A 21080-nucleotide genomic window follows, 5' to 3' on the forward strand; every position below is an offset into this window, starting at 1 on the left:
TCCTTTCTTGCAAACGTCTTTTCTTCTTTCTTATTTTTTGCTATACTGAACAAAACATAGTATAACACAAGGAGAACATTATGCGAAATATAAAATTGACAATCGAATATGACGGAAGCCGTTATCAAGGCTGGCAGCGCCTTGGCAAAGACGAATCAACCAACACTATTGCGAACAAGATTACAGAAGTGATCAAAAAGATGACAAACGAAGATATCGAGCTTTTCTGTGGATCAAGAACTGAAGTTGGCGTGCATGCGTACGGTCAGGTCGCAAGTTTTAAGACTACAACAGATATGACCCTGATCGAGATTCAGCATTACTTGAACCGCTATCTTCCGATGGATATTGCGATTACTGATATTGAGGAGAAACCTGAGCGCTTTCATGCGAGCCTGAATGCAACTTCCAAAATATACATGTACCGCATCTCTGTCAGCGAAGTTCCAAGTGTATTCGAACGCAAATACGTTTATCACTCTTTCAAAAGACCTGATGTGGATCTGATGAAACAGGCAGCAATTCTGCTTGTTGGGAAACATGATTTCAAAAAATTTTCTACGGTAAAGAAAAATAAATCTACTGTCAAAGAAATTTATGACATTGACGTTTACGATGACGGAGAGGAACTTCAGATCACGCTGCACGGCAATGATTTTCTCCATAACATGGCGCGTATGATACTTGGCACACTTCTCGATATCGGTGTCGGCAATCGAAAAAAAGAAGATATTGAACTGATTTTTGATTCAAACTCAGACGTGGCAGCAAGTGCACCTGCTGACCCGAAAGGATTATACCTTCAGGAAGTACTCTATCAATAGGGACAGTCAAGAAGGACAGGACTATGTTTTTTCATAATCCCATCCTTCTTTTTATTTTTCCAAATATTCCATCAGTGCATCATACTGTCGTTCCATCAGATGATATCCATGCTCATAAAAGTTCATCAGAGAATCATAGTTCTTTTCCAACCGAGATACCGGTTTGATCTGAGGACGCAGCACAAAAATTTTTCCTCTCTTTTCCAAACTTTCCACCCAATCCATCGTCCGGTTGTACACAATCGGTCTTCTTCGAATACTTTCCACCAGTTTCGGATATTTTTTATATGCAGACTGATACAGGCGATGTTCCCCTCTTGTCATCAGTTTCTTTCGGTATTTCATATTTCTTGTAAGTATCAGCACAACCTTTTTATTGCCAAGCTTTGTTGCTCTGTTGATCGGAATGGAATCTGCAAGTCCTCCGTCCAGATACGGAACTCCATCTACATTGACGATTGGGGAGACAAGTGGCATACTGCTGGATGCACGGCAGATCTTCATCAGTCGTTCCTTATCACTTTTTTCCTTCATATATTCTGCCTTTCCAGTAATACAATTCGTCGTCACAACTTCAAACTCCATATCTGACGCAAAATACGTATCATAGTCAAATGGAAAAATCTCATTCGGATACTTATCAAAAATCATATCCATGTTCAGCAAGCTTTTTTCTTTGATAAATTTTCGGATTCCCATATAATAATCATACTCTTTTTCTTTGTGAATCATACAGTCTCTTGTTCTTCCTATCTGTTTCGAGACATAATCGACTCCATTGCAGGATCCGGCAGATACCCCAATCACATGTGACAGGTACACATTTTTCTCCATCAGATAATCCAACGCTCCTGATGTAAACACTCCTCTTGTTGCTCCGCCTTCTAAAACTAAACTAGCCTTTGTCATACTGTTTCCCTCGCTTTCCGTTCTTTATTATATACCTATTTTCCGCAAATTAACAGATTAAGATGTTCTCGTCTTGCCATTTTCCCTTTCCCGTGGTAAGATAGGCGGTGGAAAACACCGAAAACTTATTAAAATAAGAAAAGAAATCTCATGGAGGGAATGCATATATGATTAGCACAAGTAATATTACATTGCGTGTCGGCAAAAAGGCATTGTTTGAAGATGTAAATGTAAAATTTACAGAAGGCAACTGCTATGGTTTGATTGGTGCCAACGGCGCCGGTAAATCCACATTTTTAAAAATCTTATCCGGACAGTTAGAGCCGACAAAAGGAGAGGTTATCATCACTCCCGGAGAACGTCTCTCATTTTTGCAACAGGATCACTTCAAATATGACGAATACCTTGTTTTAGATACCGTTATTATGGGAAACCAGAGACTGTATGAAATCATGAAAGAAAAAGAAGCGTTATATGCAAAAGAAGATTTCACTGACGAGGACGGAATCAAAGCAAGTGAATTAGAAGGCGAATTTGCCACAATGAACGGTTGGGAGGCAGAGTCTGATGCCGCTACATTATTGAATGGTCTCGGAATTGATACCGAGCTGCATTACAAATACTTAAAAGATCTGACTGGTTCAGAAAAAGTCAAAGTACTTCTTGCACAGGCTTTATTTGGAAATCCGGATATTCTTCTTCTGGACGAGCCTACAAACCACTTGGATTTAGATGCCATCGCATGGCTGGAAGAATTTTTGATCAACTTTGATAACACAGTAATTGTCGTATCCCACGACCGTTACTTCCTGAATAAAGTATGTACACAGATTGCAGATATTGATTACGGAAAGATTCAGTTATTCGCCGGAAATTATGACTTCTGGTATGAGTCAAGCCAGCTTATCATTCGTCAAATGAAAGAAGCGAACCGCAAAAAAGAAGAAAAAATCAAAGAGCTGCAGGACTTTATTTCTCGATTCAGCGCCAACGCTTCCAAATCAAAACAGGCAACTTCTCGTAAACGTGCCCTTGAAAAAATCGAGTTAGATGATATCCGACCATCAAGCAGAAAATACCCATACATCGATTTCCGTCCAAACCGTACAATCGGAAACGAAGTGCTTTCTGTGGAAGGTTTATCTAAGACAATCGACGGTGTAAAAGTGTTAGACAACCTTTCTTTCACAATCAACCGTGAAGACAAAGTCGCTTTTGTCGGAGGCAATGAACTTGCAAAGACAACTTTATTTAAAATCTTAATGGGCGAAATGGAGCCGGACGAAGGAACATACAAATGGGGAGTGACAACTTCTCAGGCATATTTCCCGAAAGACAGTACTCGTGAATTTGACAATGACGATACAATCGTTGAATGGCTGACACAGTATTCCGAAGAGAAAGATGTCACTTATGTACGTGGTTTCCTCGGCAGAATGTTATTTGCCGGAGACGACGGTGTCAAAAAAGTAAAAGTACTCTCCGGTGGAGAAAAAGTACGTTGTCTTTTATCTAAAATGATGATCTCAGGCGCTAACGTATTGGTACTTGACGAGCCTACTGACCATCTTGATATGGAATCTATCACTGCACTGAACAACGGATTGATCAAATTCCCAGGGGTACTTTTATTCGCATCCCGTGACCATCAGGTTGTACAGACAACTGCAAACCGTATCATGGAGATTGTTCCGGGCGGAAAATTAATTGATAAGATTACAACTTACGATGAATATTTAGAGAGTGATGAGATGGCTAGAAAACGTCAGACTTACACTATGGACAATTCAGAGGAAGACAACTAAAAACAGAGCTGGTGCTCTGCGGATATTTTTTATCCGCATTGCATCAGCTCCATTATTTATTTGGGATCATCTCTATTCAATTGTCAGCAATACTTTTGAGATGCGGTTATCTTTTAGCTCTCGAATTTCAAAAGAAACATTCTCCACAACAACCTTTTCATGTTTTAAGCTTTCCGGAATATATCCCAAAATTTCAATCAAAAATCCGGAAACGGTATCATAATTCTCTGTCTTCAGATTCAAATCTAGTTTTTCATTCAAATCTTCAATCAGCATTGTTCCATCTACCATATATCTCTTCTCTTCAATCTGCACAATCTCCGGTGTCACACAGTCATGCTCTTCATTAATCTCTCCTACAATCTCTTCAACCAAATCTTCCACAGTGACAATTCCTGAAAATCCTCCATACTCATCAATCAAAACTGCCATATGATTCTGTGTTCTTTGCAATTCCCGAAACAATTCATCAGCATCCTTGCTATCTGGCACAAAAAATGGCTTTTCCAAAAACGGTCGTATATCTTCTTGATCCACAAGCTTTTTCTGCATTGCGATCATAAGATCTTTCATATGTAAAATTCCGATAATATTATCTATACTTTCTTCATAAACAGGAATTCTAGAATGTCTTGACTCTAAAACCGCCTCAATATTGTCTTCAAACGAATCAGCGATATCTATCGTAAACACTTCTCTTCTCGGTGTCATTACATCTCTTGCACTCTTATCATCAAAAGAGAATACCGAATTGATCATCTCATACTCGTGTTCCTCAAAAATCCCACGGCTGTTTCCCATCTCCAGCAAAGCTTTAATCTCTTCTTCTGAGACCGCCTCCTCTAAATCCTCCGTCTTCATACCAATTAAATGTAAAAATGCATTGGTTGATACAGAAAGTAACTTAATAAACGGCGATAATATTTTTGAAACCGTATAAATCGGCTGTACCGTAAAAAAACAGAAAGCCTCCGCTTTTTGCAGTGCGATCCGCTTCGGCACCAGTTCACCAAATACAAGATTAAAATACATTAATAAGATTGTCACTCCAAAAAAAGAAATCGTTCCGGAATACGGAATCTGAAACTGTTCCAGCCAGCGACTTAACACTTGCGATATTCCGGTTGCAGCCGATGCACTTGAGAAAAATCCCGCACATGTGATTGCCACCTGTATCGTCGACAAGAACTTTGTAGAATCCTCAAAAAGAGATTGAATGAGTAACGCCTTTTTATTTCCTTCCTCAGCCAGCACCTTGACTCTGTTCTTATTGACAGAGACAACTGCCATCTCGGCTCCGGCAAAAAAAGCATTCACCAGTGTCAGAAGCACCAGTATGAATAGTTGCATTAAAATCTGTGTCCCGTCAGGGTCTGTTTCCATAGTAAAAATAATCCTCCTTTAATCTATGCCTTTTGACATAATTTTAGGAGGATTATATCATCTTTTGCTTCTACTTACAAGATACTTTATAATTATTTTATATTTAGCGGATACGATCCGGAAATCCCACTTTTCTCTGCACCTTTCTCAAGGTCTTTGTCGCATAATAATTCGCCTTTTCTGCATTGTTCTTGATGATAGAATCAATATATGCCTTATCTTTTTCCAGTCTGGCAACTTCATCCTGCAATGGTTTCAGCACTGAGATAACTGCCTCTCCGACTGCCGTTTTAAAATCTCCATATCCTTTTCCATCGAATTCTTTGACAACATCCTGCGGTGTCACATTCATACATGCACTGTAGATATCAATCAGATTCTTCACTCCGGGTTGCTCTTCACGATATAAAATCTGTGCTTCCGAATCTGTAACTGCACGCTTGCATTTTCTCATAATCGTGTCAGGATCATCCATCAGATAAATACTTCCATTTACATTCTCATCTGATTTTGACATCTTCTTTGCAGGATCCTGAAGACTCATGATCTTCGCTCCCACTTTTCCGATATATGCTTCCGGAATTGTAAATACATCCCCATAGACACCATTAAATCGCTGTGCAATGTCACGTGTCAGTTCTAAATGCTGCATCTGGTCTATTCCTACAGGAACAACGTCTGACTGGAATAACAAAATATCTGCCGCCATCAATACCGGATAAGTAAACAATCCTGCGTTGATATTGTCCGCATGTTTTGCAGACTTGTCTTTGAACTGTGTCATACGATTCAGTTCACCCATATATGTATAGCAATTCAAAATCCATGCCAGCTCCGCATGTCCTGAGACATGAGACTGATAATAAATACAATTTTTTTCCGGATCAAGTCCTGCCGCAATATATAATGTCAATAATGCTCTTGCACGTTTTCTCAATGTGGCCGGATCCTGCCTCACTGTAATCGAGTGCATATCGACCACACTGTAAAAGCACTCATATTCATCACTCAGTGTAATCCAGTTCTTTAATGCCCCAAGATAGTTTCCAAGTGTCAAATTTCCCGTTGCCTGCATCCCACTGAATAATACTTTTTTATCATTGATCATGATTCCATTCCTCCAAGTCTAATCTTCTTTCTAGTGTATCACTTCTACATCTTTCCCGTCAAGATAACGATTTTTCTTTTCCTATTTGTTTTCCGGATACAATACAATTGCCTCTTTTAAGATCTCTGCTTTTCCATCTTTTATCTCTACAATTGAAAGCCCACAATTCTTATGAAGTCCTCCTGCCCAAAACTGATCGATCGTACTGTCCTTGATCACATTTAAGAGTGCGCACAAACAGGCACCATGTGTAGAAACAAGAATCGTGCTATCCTCATATTCTTCTTTTTTGCTCAATTCTTTCAAAAAAGATGCTGCACGTGCACGAAGCTGTTCAAAACTCTCCCCATCTGCTGCCGGTTGATATACCTCGGGCTTTTCGAAGAAATTCATAAAATGCGGATCTGGTATATTATAATTTTCTTCTGCATAACAAAGTCCCTCATAAGACCCAAAACCAATCTCAATAATCCTTTCATCTTCTATCAACTTAACCTCCTGTCCTTCAAGAAGAATCTGAGCCGTCTTTTTCGCCCTCTTAAGCGGACTTGTAAATGCTATATCAAACCTTACCCCCAAAAGTCCGTCCCGTGTCTCCTCTGCCAGCTGTATTCCATATGCATTAAGAGGAATATCCGCTCTTCCCTGCAACCTTTTTTCTTTATTCCATTCTGTCTGTCCATGTCGAATCATATATAACTTCATACCTAAAACCTCCTACATTTATTTTACCACACTTTGGCTTGTTTTTTGAAACGAAAATCAGTATAATGAATGCATAGTTTTTAGGAGGAGAAGAAAATGGAGAAAATCACTAGTTTTACAATAGACCACATCAGATTGGTTCCTGGCGTGTATGTTTCCAGAAAAGATCCGATCGGCAATGAAATCATCACAACCTTCGATCTTCGCATGACAAGCCCGAATGACGAACCAGTTATGAACACCGCAGAGATGCATGCGATTGAACATCTCGCCGCCACATTTTTACGGAATCATCCTGTATTTGGAAATAAGATCATCTACTTTGGACCAATGGGATGTCGCACCGGATTTTATTTGTTATTGGCGGGTGACTACTGCTCAGAAGATATCATCGAGCTTTTGAAAGAATTATTTACATTTATCGCAGAATTCAATGATGAGATTCCTGGTGCTTCTGCAAAAGACTGTGGCAATTATCTGGATATGAATCTTCCAATGGCAAGATACCTTGCAAAAAAATATCTAAACGATGTCCTTTTAGATATCAAAAAAAATCAACTCTATTATCCGGACTAAAAAGAAGTTCCCACGGGAACTTCTTTTATCGTTTTAAAACTTCTTTTTTTATATATGAAAAGGTTGCGTTCTCACCCTTTTCAGCCAACATATATAACAGGGTCTCCAACAGCGCCTTGGAATCTTTATGTAAAATCGTATATGGAAGCCCTCTCTGATAATACGCAAGTGGCTGACCGTCATCATACATCTCCTTCATATAGATCTTAGACGCCGCAATTCGATCAATAAACATCTCAACCACATACTTTTTTGGCATGCACATCCCAATCAGTCCTTTTTGTTCGCCCAGTCCATAGTCAATCCAATACTCATAGTGATGCTTATTGCGTCCCTTATGATGAAGCCATGCAGACGAATATCCAAGCTTTTCACGCTCGGCGTTGTTCGGACTTCTCGTCCCTTGATAGTACTTTGCCCCGACACGAAACTCTGTCCATCCATATTTCGACAAATCATGCATCAATCCCTGTCTGTACAACCCTACTCGGAAACATCCTTTCATAACAAGAATTTTATGATGTGTAATCGTACAAAAATGCTGCCACGCTTTCATTCGCTTCTCCTTTTACCTAACTCAAAATCATTTTTATTAAAAACAAGGCAAGCAGATGCACCGGATAAAATCCGTAAAAAAGCCACTTCATCTTCTTTCCCTGTGTGCCATTGTAAAGATAGATCGGAATCAATGCCAGTACCCCAAACACTTGAACTCCGCCCATCAAGGCAATATTAACAAATAAGACACTGATCGTTTTCCAAAGCATATCATCCCGGAACAGATAAAAACATAATATCATCAGAACTCCTACTCCACCATAATCTGTTCTCAGTAAATCAGCAATTAAAAACGATACCAAAGATACTGTCACCATCTCAAATTTTCCTGATGATTTCATCAAAAAATACATCATTACAAGACCGATAAACAAAGTAAAAAATATATTCTGGTGTCCGAATTCCAAAATCTTTCCACTGACAGTAAGGTCGAATGGAATCTCTGATAATAATGCTAAAATACCAATCCGGCACATATATTTTTTGATATCATGTGTGTAGAAGAAACCTTCCACCAATGTATATGCAAAAATTGGAAACGCCAGTCGCCCAATCACACGAAATAAAATCTGCTCAGGAAACAAAACTGCTCCAATATGATCTGCCAGCATCGACAGCATCGCTATCATCTTTAGTGTAAAAGAATCTATCTTTATCTTTTCTGCTATTCTTTCCATCTTCTACCTTCCTAAAAACATTATGATCGTTCTCTCATTGACAACAGTCTCTTTCTGATTTTCCACAAGCATTTCTTCTTTCAACTCTTCTTCCGTCGAAAAAACGCGATACCATCTCTTTCCTTTCGAAAGTGCAGGAAGTGCAAATTTATGCTCTGTCCAATGCATATTATATGCAATAAAGCAGTCACCTTCACTCTCGCCTTCCCCGTGATAATATACACCAAGCTGTCTGCTCGCCACATTTTGCGGGATCTGCCATGCACTCTCTCCGTGATAGGAGACATCCGGTACCCCACAGCTCATCTCATCTCTTCCAAGCAAAGGCTTTTCGGAGTGCAAAATAGGCAGACGCTTACGCAGCGCGATCAGATTCCTCACATAATCAAATAATTCTTTTTCTTTTTCAAGTTGCTTCCAGTTCAGCCATGCTGTCTCATTATCCTGACAATACACATTATTATTTCCCTTTTGAGAATTTGCGAACTCATCTCCTGCCAGCAGGCATGGTGTCCCCTGCGCCATCAGCAACAGAAAGAATGCGTTCCTCATCTGTTTCTTCCGAAGTTCCAAAACAGCTTTTCTGCGAGTCGCTCCTTCTGCACCACAGTTCCAGCTGTAATTGTAATCCGGACCGTCCTGATTATTTTCGCCGTTTGCCTCATTATGTTTTCCATCATATGACACGAGATCTGCCAGAGTGAATCCATTATGGCTCGTAATATAATTACAGCTTCTTTGTTCCTTTGACTGCTGTTTCAGCCACCACATCACTCCTGGTACCATCCCTTCATCTCCTTTCAGGAAACGTCTCATCGTAATCTGAAAATCTTCTTTGTTTTGCAAGATTTTTGTTCGCTTTAAAAGTGGATCTGCCAAAATTGCTTCCATTGGAGCAAGCACCGGATTTAAAATAAATCCGTCAATATGATATTCCAGCACATAATAACGGAGGCACTCCTCCATCATCTGCGGCATAATGTGTTCCGAAAATGGAAGATTTAAAACCACTTCTATCCCCGCACGATGGCATGCCTTCACCATATCTTTAAGTTCTTTCCCCGTATTTTCTTGAGATGCATAAAGTCTTTTTGGTGCAAAGCAATAGGCATCTCCATATCCCCAGTAATTCGTATATTTTTTATTATCCAAAAAGTCATATACCGGCATACACTGGATCTGATTCACACCCAATTCTTTGAGATACGGAATCTTTTCCATCACACCCGCAAATGTTCCTCTTTTTTTTACTTTCGAACTGCTGTGTTTTGTAAATCCTCGAACATGGAGACTGTAGGCAATCACCTCATGATAGGGAATCTCAAGCGGTGTATCTTCTTCCCAATCATATGCTTCCATGGAAATTCTTCCTCGTTCGCTGCCATCTGCTTGTAATACCAGTTCTTTCACATAAGGGTCTGTCACAACCTTACCTTCTATTTCATAGTTATACTCACAATTCTCAATCGTGCTTTTTTGTAATGCAAGAAATCGAACTTCTCCCACCGCGTCTTTCTCTAAAAACTCGATTCTTTGGCAAGGCAGCTTAGCCCCCTTCTCATATATCAACAAAAAACAGCGTTTTCCTTGCTCTACAGCTACAGAAAAATTCACATACCCATTATTTTCTGTCACTCCAAGCGGCAATGGATGCCCCTTTTTTTCTCTCATGCCTTCAATCTCCTAATCTTCTCTTTTCCTACTGCCAGCCATCTACACCATACATCTCGAGATTATCTTTATTGATCAAAAATGTCTCTTCATATGTAATTCTTGCATATTTCTCTTTGTTCAGAACACTTAACGCCACTTTTGCAGACTCTTTTCCAATCTCAATCGGAGACTGTCCTCCGGTTGCCGCTATGAGAGAGTTCTCCTTTTCCAACTCTTTTTTAATCTCCGGTGAACCATCCACGCCATAGATATAGACGTTCTGTAATTGAGCCGCATTCGCTGCGACAAGTGCGCCAAGCGCTGTCGGATCGTTGCCGCACATAATTGCTGACACATCCGGATGCTCCTTCAAAAGTGTCTCAGCCGCACTCAGCGCCGTATTTAAATCTCCTTTTGTATCACTTCGTCCGACAACCTCAAATCCTTTATCCGCAATTGCCTCCTCAAATCCCGTAATGCGCTCATTGATAGAATTCATTGTTGGACACTCCAATATCAATACTTTTCCGCCTTCCGGAAGTTTTTCAACAAGGTCTTTTCCGCATAAATATCCTGCATTCTTATTATCAGATCCAATATATGCATCCACATAGTCAAATTCTTTTACCTGTGTATCCACATTGATAATCTTCACATCTGCCTCTTTCAATTCTTCCAATGCAGGTGTGATTGCCTCCCAGTCAACCGGTGTCAGAAAAATTGCATCGATTCCCTGATCGATCATATCTTCAATCTGCTCAACCTGTACATCCGGATCCTGCTTTGGATCTTCTGTAATCAATGTATGTCCATCCTTTTCAAGCGTCTCACGAATTGACGACTCAAGCGTAATAAAATATGGATTCTCCATCGTAATTCCGCTGAATCCAAATGTATATTTTTCCTGCTCTTCTTCGTCCGTTTCCTCTTTCACCTGTGGATTATCCTCCGGTGTCCCTACATTTTTTTTACATGCCGATATGCCAAATACACAGACCAGCAGCAACGCTGTTAATGCTAATACTCTTTTTTTCTTCATCTGCTTCCTCCATAATCTGTTTTCTTATGAATTCCATCCCTTTATTTTAGCCCTTTTTCTAATAATGTCAATAGTTTTCCCTCTTGCAATTCTTGCCACAGTCTGATAGAGTTAGTATATCAATAAAAAAGGAGATAAAAACTATGAGTGAACATAATCATGATTGTGGCTGCGGACATGACGACTGTAACTGCGGCGAAGAAAACCTTACTGTAACATTGACACTTGATAACGACGAGGTACTGGAATGTGCAGTTCTCACAATTTTCTCAGCTGGTGACAGACAGTATATCGCATTGCTTCCATTAGAGGATGCAGAAGACACAGAGGAAGGTGACGTATTCATCTACCGTTTTGAAGAAGATGAAAACGGCGAACCAACTTTAGACAACATCGAAGATGACGATGAGTACGAGTTGGCTGCCGATGCTTTCGACGAATGGCTGGACGAACAAGACTTTGAAGAATTAGAAGACTAATCTAACAGACCTTAAATTGGCAGTGACGTAATGTTGCTGCCTGTTTTTTATTACATAGGAAATTGAATGACCTTACCCTCTTGTCAACAGCTCCCCCACAAACCGGGATTGTGCCATCGACTTCCCATTACGTTCTTTTGTATAAGAGATAATCAATTTCTTTCGTGCTCTCGTCATAGCCACATAGAACATCCTGCGCTCTTCTTCCACTTCTTCTTTTGTCTCCGCCTTTTTATATGGGGTAATCGTCTCATTCGCCCCGATAATAAATACCAGATCAAACTCCAATCCTTTCGATCCATGCATTGTCATAAACGTGATTGCCTCCGGATCTGTCTCTTTTTGCTGCGACTGTCTCTTTAATTCCTCTGAATATTCTTCAATATGTGTAAACCACTCTTCAATCGTACGAAAGGCTTTTGCCCGCTCTTCAATCTCTCTCAGTACTTCTTTTAAATCTTCCATGTTGATTTTTCGAAATGCCGCATATTCTTTTAAAAATTCATCGTATCCGATATGTTTTCGAATATACTGGATTGCCCCGTACGGCGCCATATTTTTTAATATTCTAAAATCCACCTCAAGCTGATCGATCCGGTCGAGCATCCAGTCTTTGTCACAATAGAATTTTCGCAAACTCTCAAATGAAATCGTGGTTCCTTCCACACTGTCTCGCCCGATATAGCGGTTCGGACGATTCATAATCGCCAAAAATGATTTTCGCGAACGGTCTCCTAACGCCATCTTCAAATACGTAGTCAAATCCTGTGCAATAAAATGTTCATACAGATTCGGCATGCGTTCTTTCATCCGAAACGGCATGTTGTATTCCATAAATGTCTCCGCCAATGCACGTGCCTCCACATTTGTGCGAAACAGAACCGCAATCTCCGAAGACGGGATACCTCTTTTTTTCGCCTCCTGAATCTGACTGACCACATACTTGCTTTCTTCAATCGGATGTCTGACCTCCTGAATGTGGACGGTCTCTCCCTGCTCGTTCGTTGTGATAATCTGCTTTGGATAACGGTTTACATTGTGCCGGATCACCCGTGCCGCCCCATTTACAATCGCTTTTGTAGAGCGATAATTCACATCCAGCAAAATCTCCTTTGTATCAGGGTAATCTTTCTTAAACCCAAGCATGATATCCGGTCTTGCGCCGCGGAATCGATAAATTGACTGATCATCATCTCCAACAATGAATAAGTTGTTTTCCGGCGCCGCCAGCATTCGAATCACATCATACTGTACCTGATTGATGTCTTGAAACTCATCAATTAAAATATACCGGAATTTTCTCTGCCACATGCTCAAAATATCCGGTCTCTTTTTGAACAATTCATAGACAAGCACAAGCATATCATCAAAATCGATTTTCTTTAACCGCTTCCGTTCTTTCTCATACTGCTCGAAAATTTCCCGAAAAACCTCTTCTGAACAGTTCAAAGACTCATATTCCGCCAATGGAATCTGATTATTTTTGATATTTCCAATCTCCCCTGCAATCCCTTGCAAAAAATCTTTCTCATCATCAATATCAATCTCCATTCTGCCAATGACCTGTTTTAACAGCTGGTATTTTTGTTCCTCAGAAAGAATATTTGACGCATTCATCCTATATGCCCATTTTAAAATACCATAATAAATACCATGAAACGTTCCAAATGTGACAGGACCTGCTTTCTGTCCGCACAAACGCACAAAACGCTCTTTCATCTCAATTGATGCCGCTTTTGTAAATGTAATCACAAGAATCTCTTCCGGACTCACGTGATGCTTTCCAATCAGATATTCAATTCGTTTCGTGATTGTGAGTGTTTTCCCGGAACCGGGACCTGCGAGAACCATACATGGACCATCCTTGTGGATGACTGCCTGAACTTGAGACGGATTCAAACTCATACGTTTTCTCCTTTCCAGATAAGTGAAGGACGGGCAGATTCCCGTCCCTCTCCCACTATTTACTTAACAATTCAATTCCCTTGCGAATACGTGCTAAAGACTCTTCTTTTCCCAAAATCTCCATAATCTCCGTTGCACCGCCAGGTGTATTCTGCTTTCCGGATACAGCTGTTCTCACCGGCCACATTGCGTAACCGTTCTTGTATCCTTTTTCTTCTACATAGCCTTTCAGCACAGCATACAGCGCATCATTGCTGTAATCTTCCTGCGCCTCAAAAAGAGGAAGAATCTCTTTTAACACCTCAAGAGAAGTCTCCTCATTCGTCTTCATCTTCTTGTGTGTATACATTGCAGTATCATACTCCGGAAGTTCTTCAAAGAAATCAATATGTTCTTTGATGTCTGGGAAAATCTCGATTCTTGTCTTCACAAGCGCTGCAATTTTTTTCAGGTCATAATCTTTTGTAATCACTTCTTTGATGTATGGCTTTGCCAATTCATAGAATTTTTCAAAGTCCATTGCTTTGAGATATTCGCCGTTCATCCATTTTAATTTTACTGTGTCAAACACTGCAGGCGACTTACTCATGTGATGATAATCAAATGCTTTCACCAATTCTTCCAAAGAGAAAATCTCTCTGTTATCTGTAGGACTCCATCCAAGTAATGCCACGTAATTCACAACTGCTTCTGTCAAAAATCCCTGTTCGATGAGATCCTCATAAGAAGAATGTCCGCATCGCTTGCTCAGTTTTTTGTGTGTCTCATCTGTGATCAACGGACAGTGTACATAAGTCGGCACTTCCCATCCGAACGCTTCATACAGACGATTGTACTTCGGCGCAGATGACAAATATTCATTACCGCGAACTACATGTGTGATTCCCTGTAAATGGTCATCGATTACATTGGCAAAATTATAGGTCGGATATCCATCTGATTTGATCAAAATCATGTCATCCAACTCCGCATTCGGAACTGTGATATCTCCGTAAATCTCATCGTGGAATGTCGTTGTACCTTCTGTCGGCATATTAATACGAATAACATATGGCTTTCCTGCCGCCAGATTTGCCTCAATCTCTTCCTTGCTCAGATGCAGACAGTGCTTGTCATATACTACGATCTCTGCTCCTCCCTCTGTCACTTCAGTTTTCAAAGATTCCAGTCTTTCTTTGTCACAGAAACAGTAATAAGCATCTCCCTGCTCGATCAGCTGTTTTGCATATTTCAGATACAATCCCATCTGTTGTCTCTCGCTTTGCACATATGGACCGACTCCACCGTCTTTGTCAGGACCTTCATCGTGAATCAGTCCTGTCTTTTCCAAAGTGCGGTATATAATCTCAAGTGCACCCTCGACAAAACGTTCCTGATCTGTATCCTCGATACGAAGAAGAAAATCGCCGTCTTCATGTTTTGCGATCAAATATGCATATAACGCTGTACGCAGATTTCCGACGTGCATTCTTCCAGTTGGACTTGGTGCAAATCTTGTTCTTACTTTACTCATATTCTAACACTCCTATTCTCTTTTGCTTTCGCTAAATTTTATTATATAACAAGTTGCAGTGTATTTACAACTCTATTTTCTCTTATTCTTCCAGTAACTTACTTGAAACCATTGTTTTGGAATTGATACCACAAATACAATTCCAAGCACGATGGCAAACGCCATCTTCAATGACTCGATTCCTTTCTGAGATGCAAGCCTCAGACTGTCTGTAACAAAATAATACGCCGTATAATAGACACCGGCTCCCGGCACAAGCGGGAATATCCCGGATACTAAAAATACCGTGATCGGACATTTCTTCCACACAGCGAAAATCCGCGACAGCAGCACAACAACAATCGTGCCCGCAAAGCATGCCATCGGCGCAGACCCAAGCGGTGCGAGCGCACAGTAACAAAGCCACCCAGCCATACCGGTCAGTCCGCAGCAAAAATAAAACCGCTTATGTACGTTGAACAGAATGGAAAATGCGACCGTTCCCCAAAACGAACACAACATATTTGCAATCATAATGCCATACCTCCTAAAATACTATTATAGGCCGACAACACTGTTCCTACACCGATTGCAATATATACGAACACAAGCAGCGCATCGATCATTCTGACCGTTCCGGAAATAAAATCACTGTTGGCAATATCTCTAATCGCATTGGTAAACGCAACTCCGGGTACCAAAGGCAGAATCGAGCCAATGATCACCTTATCAAGACTCACCGCAAAAGGAAAATTAATATTCGAGGCAATCAGTGCCAGTATCGTAATAAATCCTCCGCCCACGATATTAATGATAATCTTTGACATCGTGTGTTTCTGTGCAAAAATCACCAGCACATACAAAAGCGTCCCTATGACAAATGCAATTAAGCTCTCCCATATATTCGCTTTCAGCAGATAGCAAAAAGAACCGCTTCCAAGCCCAGCCGCCAAAACGAGGTACAAGCTTTTTTTTGGAGGGAGTTTCTCAATCTCTTCCAGACGCCGGAAAGCTTCATCAATCCCAACTCTTCCCGCTGAGATCTCTCTCGACAAATCGTTGACTTCCGTGACAATCCCAAGGTGTATCCCTGCCATTGGCACATGCTTCACCTTGGCAAAGTTCTCTTTTCCTTTGCTGTATGCTGTCAAAAAAATTCCATTACTCAGTACAAAGGAATCCACTGCTTCCACACCAAATCTTTTGCAAATATGTTCTATTGTCTCTTCTACACGGAAAATCTCTGCTCCGTTTCTCAACAAAATACGCCCTGCTTCTAACGCAAGTTCCAATACTCTGTGCATCTCAGGATATTCTTCCTGATCTACCTGTGTTACTTCCACTTCAGACATCTTCTCTGCCTCCCCTTTGTATCGTAATGCTATGATACTATTCCCTCTGTCCACTTGTCAATCATACTACATAAAATTTGCAAATACCGATGCGCCGACCACCGTGATCAGACCTGCAACTGCAATAGAAAGACTGCTCATCGCTCCTTGTACTTCACCAAGCTCCAAAGCTTTTGTTGTTCCTATCGCATGCGCCGACGTACCAAGCGCCAAGCCTACTGCGACAGGTTCCTGTATCCGAAATATTTTACAAATCTGCTCTCCTATCACATTTCCAAGTACTCCGGTCACGATGATCACTGCTACAGTAATGGTTGTAAACCCTCCGAGTTCCTCCGAAACTCCAATTCCGATTGCTGTTGTGATTGATTTTGGGAGTAATGTAACATATTCCTTATGGCTAAGTCCAAACAGATATGCCATTCCAAATACACTCCCAAGGCTTGAGAACACTCCTGCCACAATTCCTAAAACCACTGCTGTCAAATTCTTTTTCAACAACTCAATCTGCTGATAGAGCGGAATTGCAAGACAGACCGTTGCAGGTGTCAGCAGATAACTCAAATACTTTGCCGTCTCATCATAGACTTCATAATCTATTCCAAACACCTGCAATACAATAATCACAAAAATAATAGCAAGTAAAAGCGGATTTAAAAATCCCCACTTAAATTTTCTTTTTAAAAACAATCCAATCCCATACCCTGCAATACTGACTGTCACCCCAAAATAAAGCGAACTATTTAATAACTCTTTCATCTTTCATTTCTCCTGTCTTTTGTTTTCGTCGAATCAATGTCTGTGTCACCTTTCCGGTACATACCATCACAATCACCGTCGACAGGCAGGTGATCACGACAACCGGAATCAAAATCTCTTTCAGATCCCCCCAAACAACAATCAAACCAACCGCCGCCGGAATAAACATTGGCGGCATAATATCAATCAAAAAATCAGCGGCAATTTTCACCTGACTTAGTTTCACAACTTTTGTTCCAAGACAAATAAGCATCACTATAAGTCCATAAATACTTGCGGGAATAGGCAGTGGGAGCAGAGCATACAATAGTTCCCCCACAAAAGTAACCGCTAAAATCACACCAAACTGATACAACAATTTCATTTTTCTTTTCCTCCCGTTTTACGGCATAGAAAAGCGTGACCCAAAATCCGGTCACGCTTGTGTTACTATGCTGATTTCTCTTCTAATAATTTATCAATACTTACTAATTTTACACTAAGTACAAAAATATCTGCTGCAACTGCAAGTTCTTCCGGTGTCGGATACGATGGTGCAATACGGATGTTGCTGTCTTTTGGGTCTTTTCCATATGGGAATGTTGCCCCCGCTCCGGTCATTACAAGACCTGCCTCTTTTGCTTTCGCCACGATTGCTTTCGCACAGCCCTCCATCGCATCAAACGAGATGAAATAGCCACCTCTTGGGCGAATCCAGCTTCCGATTTCCAAACCACCCAATTCTTTTTCTAACACATTCAAAACTGTCTCAAATTTTGGTCTTAAAATATCTGCATGCTTCTTCATATGCTGAACCATTCCATGAATATCTTTATAATAGCGCGCATGACGAAGCTGATTCAGTTTATCGTGTCCGATTGTCTGTATCTGCATCTGTTCTCTAATAGCAACCAGATTCTCTGTTGATGCCGCAATAGCTGCAACTCCGGAACCCGGAAAACTTACTTTTGAAGTAGAACAGAATTTGTATACCATATCCGGATTTCCCTCTTTTTTACACTCCATGAAAATCTCCACCAGGGAATCTTGCTTATCTTCATATAAATGGTGGATTCCATAAGCATTATCCCAATAAATACGGAAGTCTTCTGCAGCCGGCTTTAATCTTGCAAACCTTCTCACCGTTTCGTCAGAGTATGTAATTCCCTGTGGGTTGGAATATTTCGGTACACACCAAATTCCCTTCACTGCCGGATCTGTGTTTACCAGCTGTTCTACCATATCCATATCCGGTCCGTCATCATGCATTGGGATATTGATCATCTCAATTCCGAAATGTTCTGTGATTGCAAAATGTCTGTCATATCCCGGTACCGGACATAAAAATTTCACCTTGTCAAGTTTGCACCAAGGAGTGCTGCCCATAACACCATGTGTCATAGAACGTGCCACAGTATCGTACATAATATTCAGACTTGAATTACCAAAAATAACAACATTGTCAATCGGTACTTCCATCATATCTGCAAGAAGCTGTTTTGCTTCACGGATTCCATCAAGCACACCATAATTTCTGCAATCCACACCTTCTTCGCATTTCAAATCAGAATCGCTTCTCAAAACATCCATCATCCCCATCGCTAAATCAAGCTGCGCTGCGGATGGTTTCCCTCTGGACATATCTAATTTCAGTCCTTTTGATTTCACATCCTCAAAACGTGTCTCCAATTCATTTTTCATTTCTAATAATTCATCTCTGCTTAAGTCTTTGTACGCCGCCATCTGCAAAACCTCCTGTTATTTTCATCACTATCTGCTATTCTATACGATTTTTGATTTTTCTTCAATGCTTTCTTGCATTTTTTTGTGTTTTTCCTATTTTTTAGTAGTTTTTAATTGTATTTATGAATTTCACTTTTTCTTTTCATTCATTTTTATACTATATTTCAAAGAATTTTGTTTCCATCCTTTCTGAAAAAGACGAAACAACGTGTCCATAATAAAGATTGCAATCGCAATCACTCCGGCAAGTTCCAGCGTATTTGTCAGATAATAGCTGGACATCGCACGATCTCCCTGAATAATGTAATATACAATCCGATACATGCCTGCTCCCGGCACCGTCGGAAGAATACCTGCAATCAAAAACACCGTAACCGGTGCTTTAAAAATTCTTGCAAAGGTGTGGGAGATTAAGGTAATCGTCATCGCCGATATAAAGGTGGCAAGAACTGTATCCGCTCCCGCATGTTCGCTCAAAAGATACGCCAGCCAGCCAACTGCACCTACGATTCCCGCACAGCCAAGATATTTTTTTGGTGTCTCCTGCAGAACTGCAAATGTAAAAATTGCAATAAATGCCCCTAATACTCGTACAATCATAAGAAACTCCTTCCCGCAACTGCTCCAAATAACGCCATACCGATTCCCACTCCAAGGGCTATCGATGCCGCTTTTAAAAAGGCCTCCAAAACACGAGCCCCTCCTGAAAGATAATCCCCCTGCAAGGTATCACGGATCGCATTCGTAATCGCCACCCCCGGAACAAGAGGCATAATTGCACTGATGATTACAGTGTCCATGTTGATCTCTTTCATTCCATATGTTTTCATTGCAATTGCAAGTATCGCAATTCCTATCGAAGACAAAATATCGATGATAATCACATTCATCTTCACTTTCTCTCCAAGCGTGATGATCGCGGCCAAAAGAACTCCCACCACAGCAGTAGCCGCGACATCCAGAAAACTTCCCCCAAACATCATTGCAAATCCTGCTGCGACTCCTACCAGTGCGGCATTGCAAAGTGTCCGATTATACTGCATCCCGCCTATCTTTCTCAGAGCCTGGTAGGTCTCCTCCAATGTAAGTTCCCCGCCACAATATCTTCGTGAAATATCATTGACCTGAATGACATGATTCAGATTAGTCGTTCTGTTATTGACCGCCTTTATAACCGTCATGGGCTGTTCCATATCCGGACTGTTAATCGTTGCCATGATTCCTGTCATCAGTGCCAACGCCTCAATCGACTCTGCCTTTGAGGTCTTCAAAATATGATACATCGTATCTTCCACACGATAAGTCTCCGCACCGCTACACAGCATAATCTCTCCCGCCAGCACAGCCGTATCCAATAGTAATTTATGATTCATTTGATAACTTTCCTAAAAATTCCTTCATCCTCGTATTTTGCGAGCCAAACACCTCATCCGGTGTCCCTTGCTCCACAATATATCCATTATCCATAAAAATGATCTTGTCTGCAACATTTTTTGCAAAATTCATCTCATGAGTTACAATTACCATTGTCATATGTTCTGCCGCAAGGTTGCGAATAACCTTTAAAATCTCTCCTGTCAGCTCCGGATCAAGCGCAGAAGTCGGTTCATCAAAAAACAGAATCTCCGGATTCATAGCCAACGCTCTCGCAATGGATACTCTCTGCTGTTGCCCGCCGGATAACTGATATGGATAGGCGTCTCCTCGTCCTTCCAGCCCCATCTTCAAAAGCAGTTCATTTGCCTTGGCAAACACTTCTTCCTTTTTTCTTTTCTGTACCTTAATCGGTGCATCTGTAATATTTTTCATCACCGAATAGTGCGGGAACAGATTAAAGTTTTGAAACACCAGCCCAAAATAACTTTTGATTTTTTTCAGCTGATCGGCTTTTGCATAGACTGATTTTCCATCATTTCCTATAGAAACTGCTTTTTCTCCCATATAACTCATCTCGCCACTGTCCATCGTCTCAAGCATTGTCGCACACCGGAGAAGCGTGGATTTCCCCGAACCGGAAGGTCCTATGATTGCGACGACTTCTCCTTTTTTTACTGTCAAAGAGATATCTTTTAACACTTCCAAATCTCCAAAGCTTTTTCTGATATGATTCATCTCCAATAAATTCATCTGCTCT

At 40.8% G+C, this 21080-nt stretch carries 22 protein-coding genes; 4 read left to right on the forward strand and 18 right to left on the reverse strand.

Annotated elements, in window-relative coordinates; genetic code table 11:
• Positions 1-80 precede the first annotated feature (80 nt).
• On the forward strand, positions 81-824 hold the full coding sequence (truA, locus tag BQ5364_RS10760; protein ID WP_022250905.1) for a tRNA pseudouridine(38-40) synthase TruA: 744 nt from the start codon (positions 81-83) through the stop codon (positions 822-824).
• A gap of 51 nt (positions 825-875) precedes the next feature.
• Here the strand turns inward: truA and BQ5364_RS10765 are convergent, their stop codons facing one another.
• The gene (locus BQ5364_RS10765; RefSeq protein WP_004613921.1) at positions 876-1733 is read right to left on the reverse strand and encodes a patatin-like phospholipase family protein; all 858 of its coding nucleotides are present in this window, start codon (positions 1731-1733) and stop codon (positions 876-878) included.
• A 167-nt stretch (positions 1734-1900) separates the two neighbouring features.
• Here BQ5364_RS10765 and BQ5364_RS10770 point away from each other — a divergent pair, with 167 nt between their 5' ends.
• The gene (locus tag BQ5364_RS10770) at positions 1901-3538 is read left to right on the forward strand and encodes an ABC-F family ATP-binding cassette domain-containing protein (RefSeq protein ID WP_004613922.1); all 1638 of its coding nucleotides are present in this window, start codon (positions 1901-1903) and stop codon (positions 3536-3538) included.
• A 72-nt stretch (positions 3539-3610) separates the two neighbouring features.
• Here BQ5364_RS10770 and BQ5364_RS10775 read toward each other — a convergent pair whose 3' ends face one another.
• The 3 genes from BQ5364_RS10775 to BQ5364_RS10785 form a co-directional block, all read right to left on the reverse strand.
• Complete coding sequence (locus BQ5364_RS10775) at positions 3611-4921, reverse strand: hemolysin family protein (RefSeq protein ID WP_022250904.1); 1311 nt, start codon at positions 4919-4921, stop codon at positions 3611-3613.
• 103 nt (positions 4922-5024) lie between these two features.
• The gene (gene trpS / locus BQ5364_RS10780; RefSeq protein ID WP_004613925.1) at positions 5025-6029 is read right to left on the reverse strand and encodes a tryptophan--tRNA ligase; all 1005 of its coding nucleotides are present in this window, start codon (positions 6027-6029) and stop codon (positions 5025-5027) included.
• An 81-nt stretch (positions 6030-6110) separates the two neighbouring features.
• Positions 6111-6734, reverse strand: a complete 624-nt coding sequence (locus BQ5364_RS10785) for a histidine phosphatase family protein (protein ID WP_004613926.1) — start codon at positions 6732-6734, stop codon at positions 6111-6113.
• Positions 6735-6830: 96 nt separating this feature from the next.
• On the opposite strand from BQ5364_RS10785, the gene BQ5364_RS10790 reads away from it, so the two are divergent.
• Positions 6831-7310, forward strand: a complete 480-nt coding sequence (locus BQ5364_RS10790; RefSeq protein ID WP_004613927.1) for an S-ribosylhomocysteine lyase — start codon at positions 6831-6833, stop codon at positions 7308-7310.
• Between the two features lie 25 nt (positions 7311-7335).
• Here BQ5364_RS10790 and BQ5364_RS10795 read toward each other — a convergent pair whose 3' ends face one another.
• The 4 genes from BQ5364_RS10795 to BQ5364_RS10810 are packed head-to-tail and all read right to left on the reverse strand — an operon-like array spanning position 7336 to position 11237.
• On the reverse strand, positions 7336-7866 hold the full coding sequence (locus tag BQ5364_RS10795; RefSeq protein WP_004613928.1) for a DUF5662 family protein: 531 nt from the start codon (positions 7864-7866) through the stop codon (positions 7336-7338).
• A gap of 16 nt (positions 7867-7882) precedes the next feature.
• Positions 7883-8545 (reverse strand): TraX family protein, encoded by a 663-nt coding sequence (locus BQ5364_RS10800; protein WP_004613929.1) that lies wholly within the window; start codon positions 8543-8545, stop codon positions 7883-7885.
• Positions 8546-8548: 3 nt separating this feature from the next.
• Positions 8549-10216, reverse strand: coding sequence for an alpha-amylase family glycosyl hydrolase (locus tag BQ5364_RS10805; RefSeq protein WP_004613930.1), 1668 nt, complete (start codon positions 10214-10216; stop codon positions 8549-8551).
• Between the two features lie 28 nt (positions 10217-10244).
• Positions 10245-11237, reverse strand: coding sequence for a sugar ABC transporter substrate-binding protein (locus BQ5364_RS10810; protein WP_004613931.1), 993 nt, complete (start codon positions 11235-11237; stop codon positions 10245-10247).
• Between the two features lie 143 nt (positions 11238-11380).
• Here BQ5364_RS10810 and BQ5364_RS10815 point away from each other — a divergent pair, with 143 nt between their 5' ends.
• Entirely contained in the window at positions 11381-11716 is a 336-nt protein-coding gene (locus BQ5364_RS10815) for a DUF1292 domain-containing protein (RefSeq protein WP_004613932.1), read from the forward strand.
• Between the two features lie 72 nt (positions 11717-11788).
• On the opposite strand, the gene BQ5364_RS10820 is transcribed toward BQ5364_RS10815, so the two are convergent.
• The 10 genes from BQ5364_RS10820 to BQ5364_RS10865 form a co-directional block, all read right to left on the reverse strand.
• Positions 11789-13621 carry an ATP-dependent helicase gene (locus BQ5364_RS10820; protein WP_004613933.1) on the reverse strand — a complete coding sequence of 611 codons (1833 nt, stop codon included), beginning with the start codon at positions 13619-13621 and terminating at the stop codon, positions 11789-11791.
• Between the two features lie 55 nt (positions 13622-13676).
• Positions 13677-15134 carry a glutamate--tRNA ligase gene (gene gltX / locus BQ5364_RS10825; RefSeq protein WP_004613934.1) on the reverse strand — a complete coding sequence of 486 codons (1458 nt, stop codon included), beginning with the start codon at positions 15132-15134 and terminating at the stop codon, positions 13677-13679.
• A 72-nt stretch (positions 15135-15206) separates the two neighbouring features.
• Complete coding sequence (locus BQ5364_RS10830; RefSeq protein WP_004613935.1) at positions 15207-15647, reverse strand: threonine/serine exporter family protein; 441 nt, start codon at positions 15645-15647, stop codon at positions 15207-15209.
• Positions 15644-16465 (reverse strand): threonine/serine exporter family protein, encoded by an 822-nt coding sequence (locus BQ5364_RS10835; RefSeq protein ID WP_022250900.1) that lies wholly within the window; start codon positions 16463-16465, stop codon positions 15644-15646. Before BQ5364_RS10835 ends, BQ5364_RS10830 begins: the two co-directional genes overlap by 4 nt.
• Positions 16466-16531: 66 nt before the next feature.
• Positions 16532-17224, reverse strand: a complete 693-nt coding sequence (locus BQ5364_RS10840; RefSeq protein WP_004613937.1) for an LrgB family protein — start codon at positions 17222-17224, stop codon at positions 16532-16534.
• The gene (locus BQ5364_RS10845) at positions 17205-17588 is read right to left on the reverse strand and encodes a CidA/LrgA family protein (RefSeq protein ID WP_004613938.1); all 384 of its coding nucleotides are present in this window, start codon (positions 17586-17588) and stop codon (positions 17205-17207) included. The genes BQ5364_RS10840 and BQ5364_RS10845 overlap by 20 nt, the downstream gene beginning before the upstream one ends.
• 65 nt (positions 17589-17653) lie before the next feature.
• Positions 17654-18946, reverse strand: coding sequence for an aspartate aminotransferase type Ic (locus BQ5364_RS10850; protein WP_022250899.1), 1293 nt, complete (start codon positions 18944-18946; stop codon positions 17654-17656).
• 129 nt (positions 18947-19075) lie between these two features.
• Complete coding sequence (locus BQ5364_RS10855; protein ID WP_004613940.1) at positions 19076-19546, reverse strand: threonine/serine exporter family protein; 471 nt, start codon at positions 19544-19546, stop codon at positions 19076-19078.
• Positions 19543-20319, reverse strand: coding sequence for a threonine/serine exporter family protein (locus tag BQ5364_RS10860; protein ID WP_004613941.1), 777 nt, complete (start codon positions 20317-20319; stop codon positions 19543-19545). Before BQ5364_RS10860 ends, BQ5364_RS10855 begins: the two co-directional genes overlap by 4 nt.
• The gene (locus tag BQ5364_RS10865; RefSeq protein WP_004613942.1) at positions 20309-21073 is read right to left on the reverse strand and encodes an amino acid ABC transporter ATP-binding protein; all 765 of its coding nucleotides are present in this window, start codon (positions 21071-21073) and stop codon (positions 20309-20311) included. The genes BQ5364_RS10860 and BQ5364_RS10865 overlap by 11 nt, the downstream gene beginning before the upstream one ends.
• Positions 21074-21080 lie beyond the last annotated feature (7 nt).

This window comes from Coprococcus phoceensis, assembly GCF_900104635.1.
Lineage (GTDB): Bacteria > Bacillota > Clostridia > Lachnospirales > Lachnospiraceae > Faecalimonas > Faecalimonas phoceensis.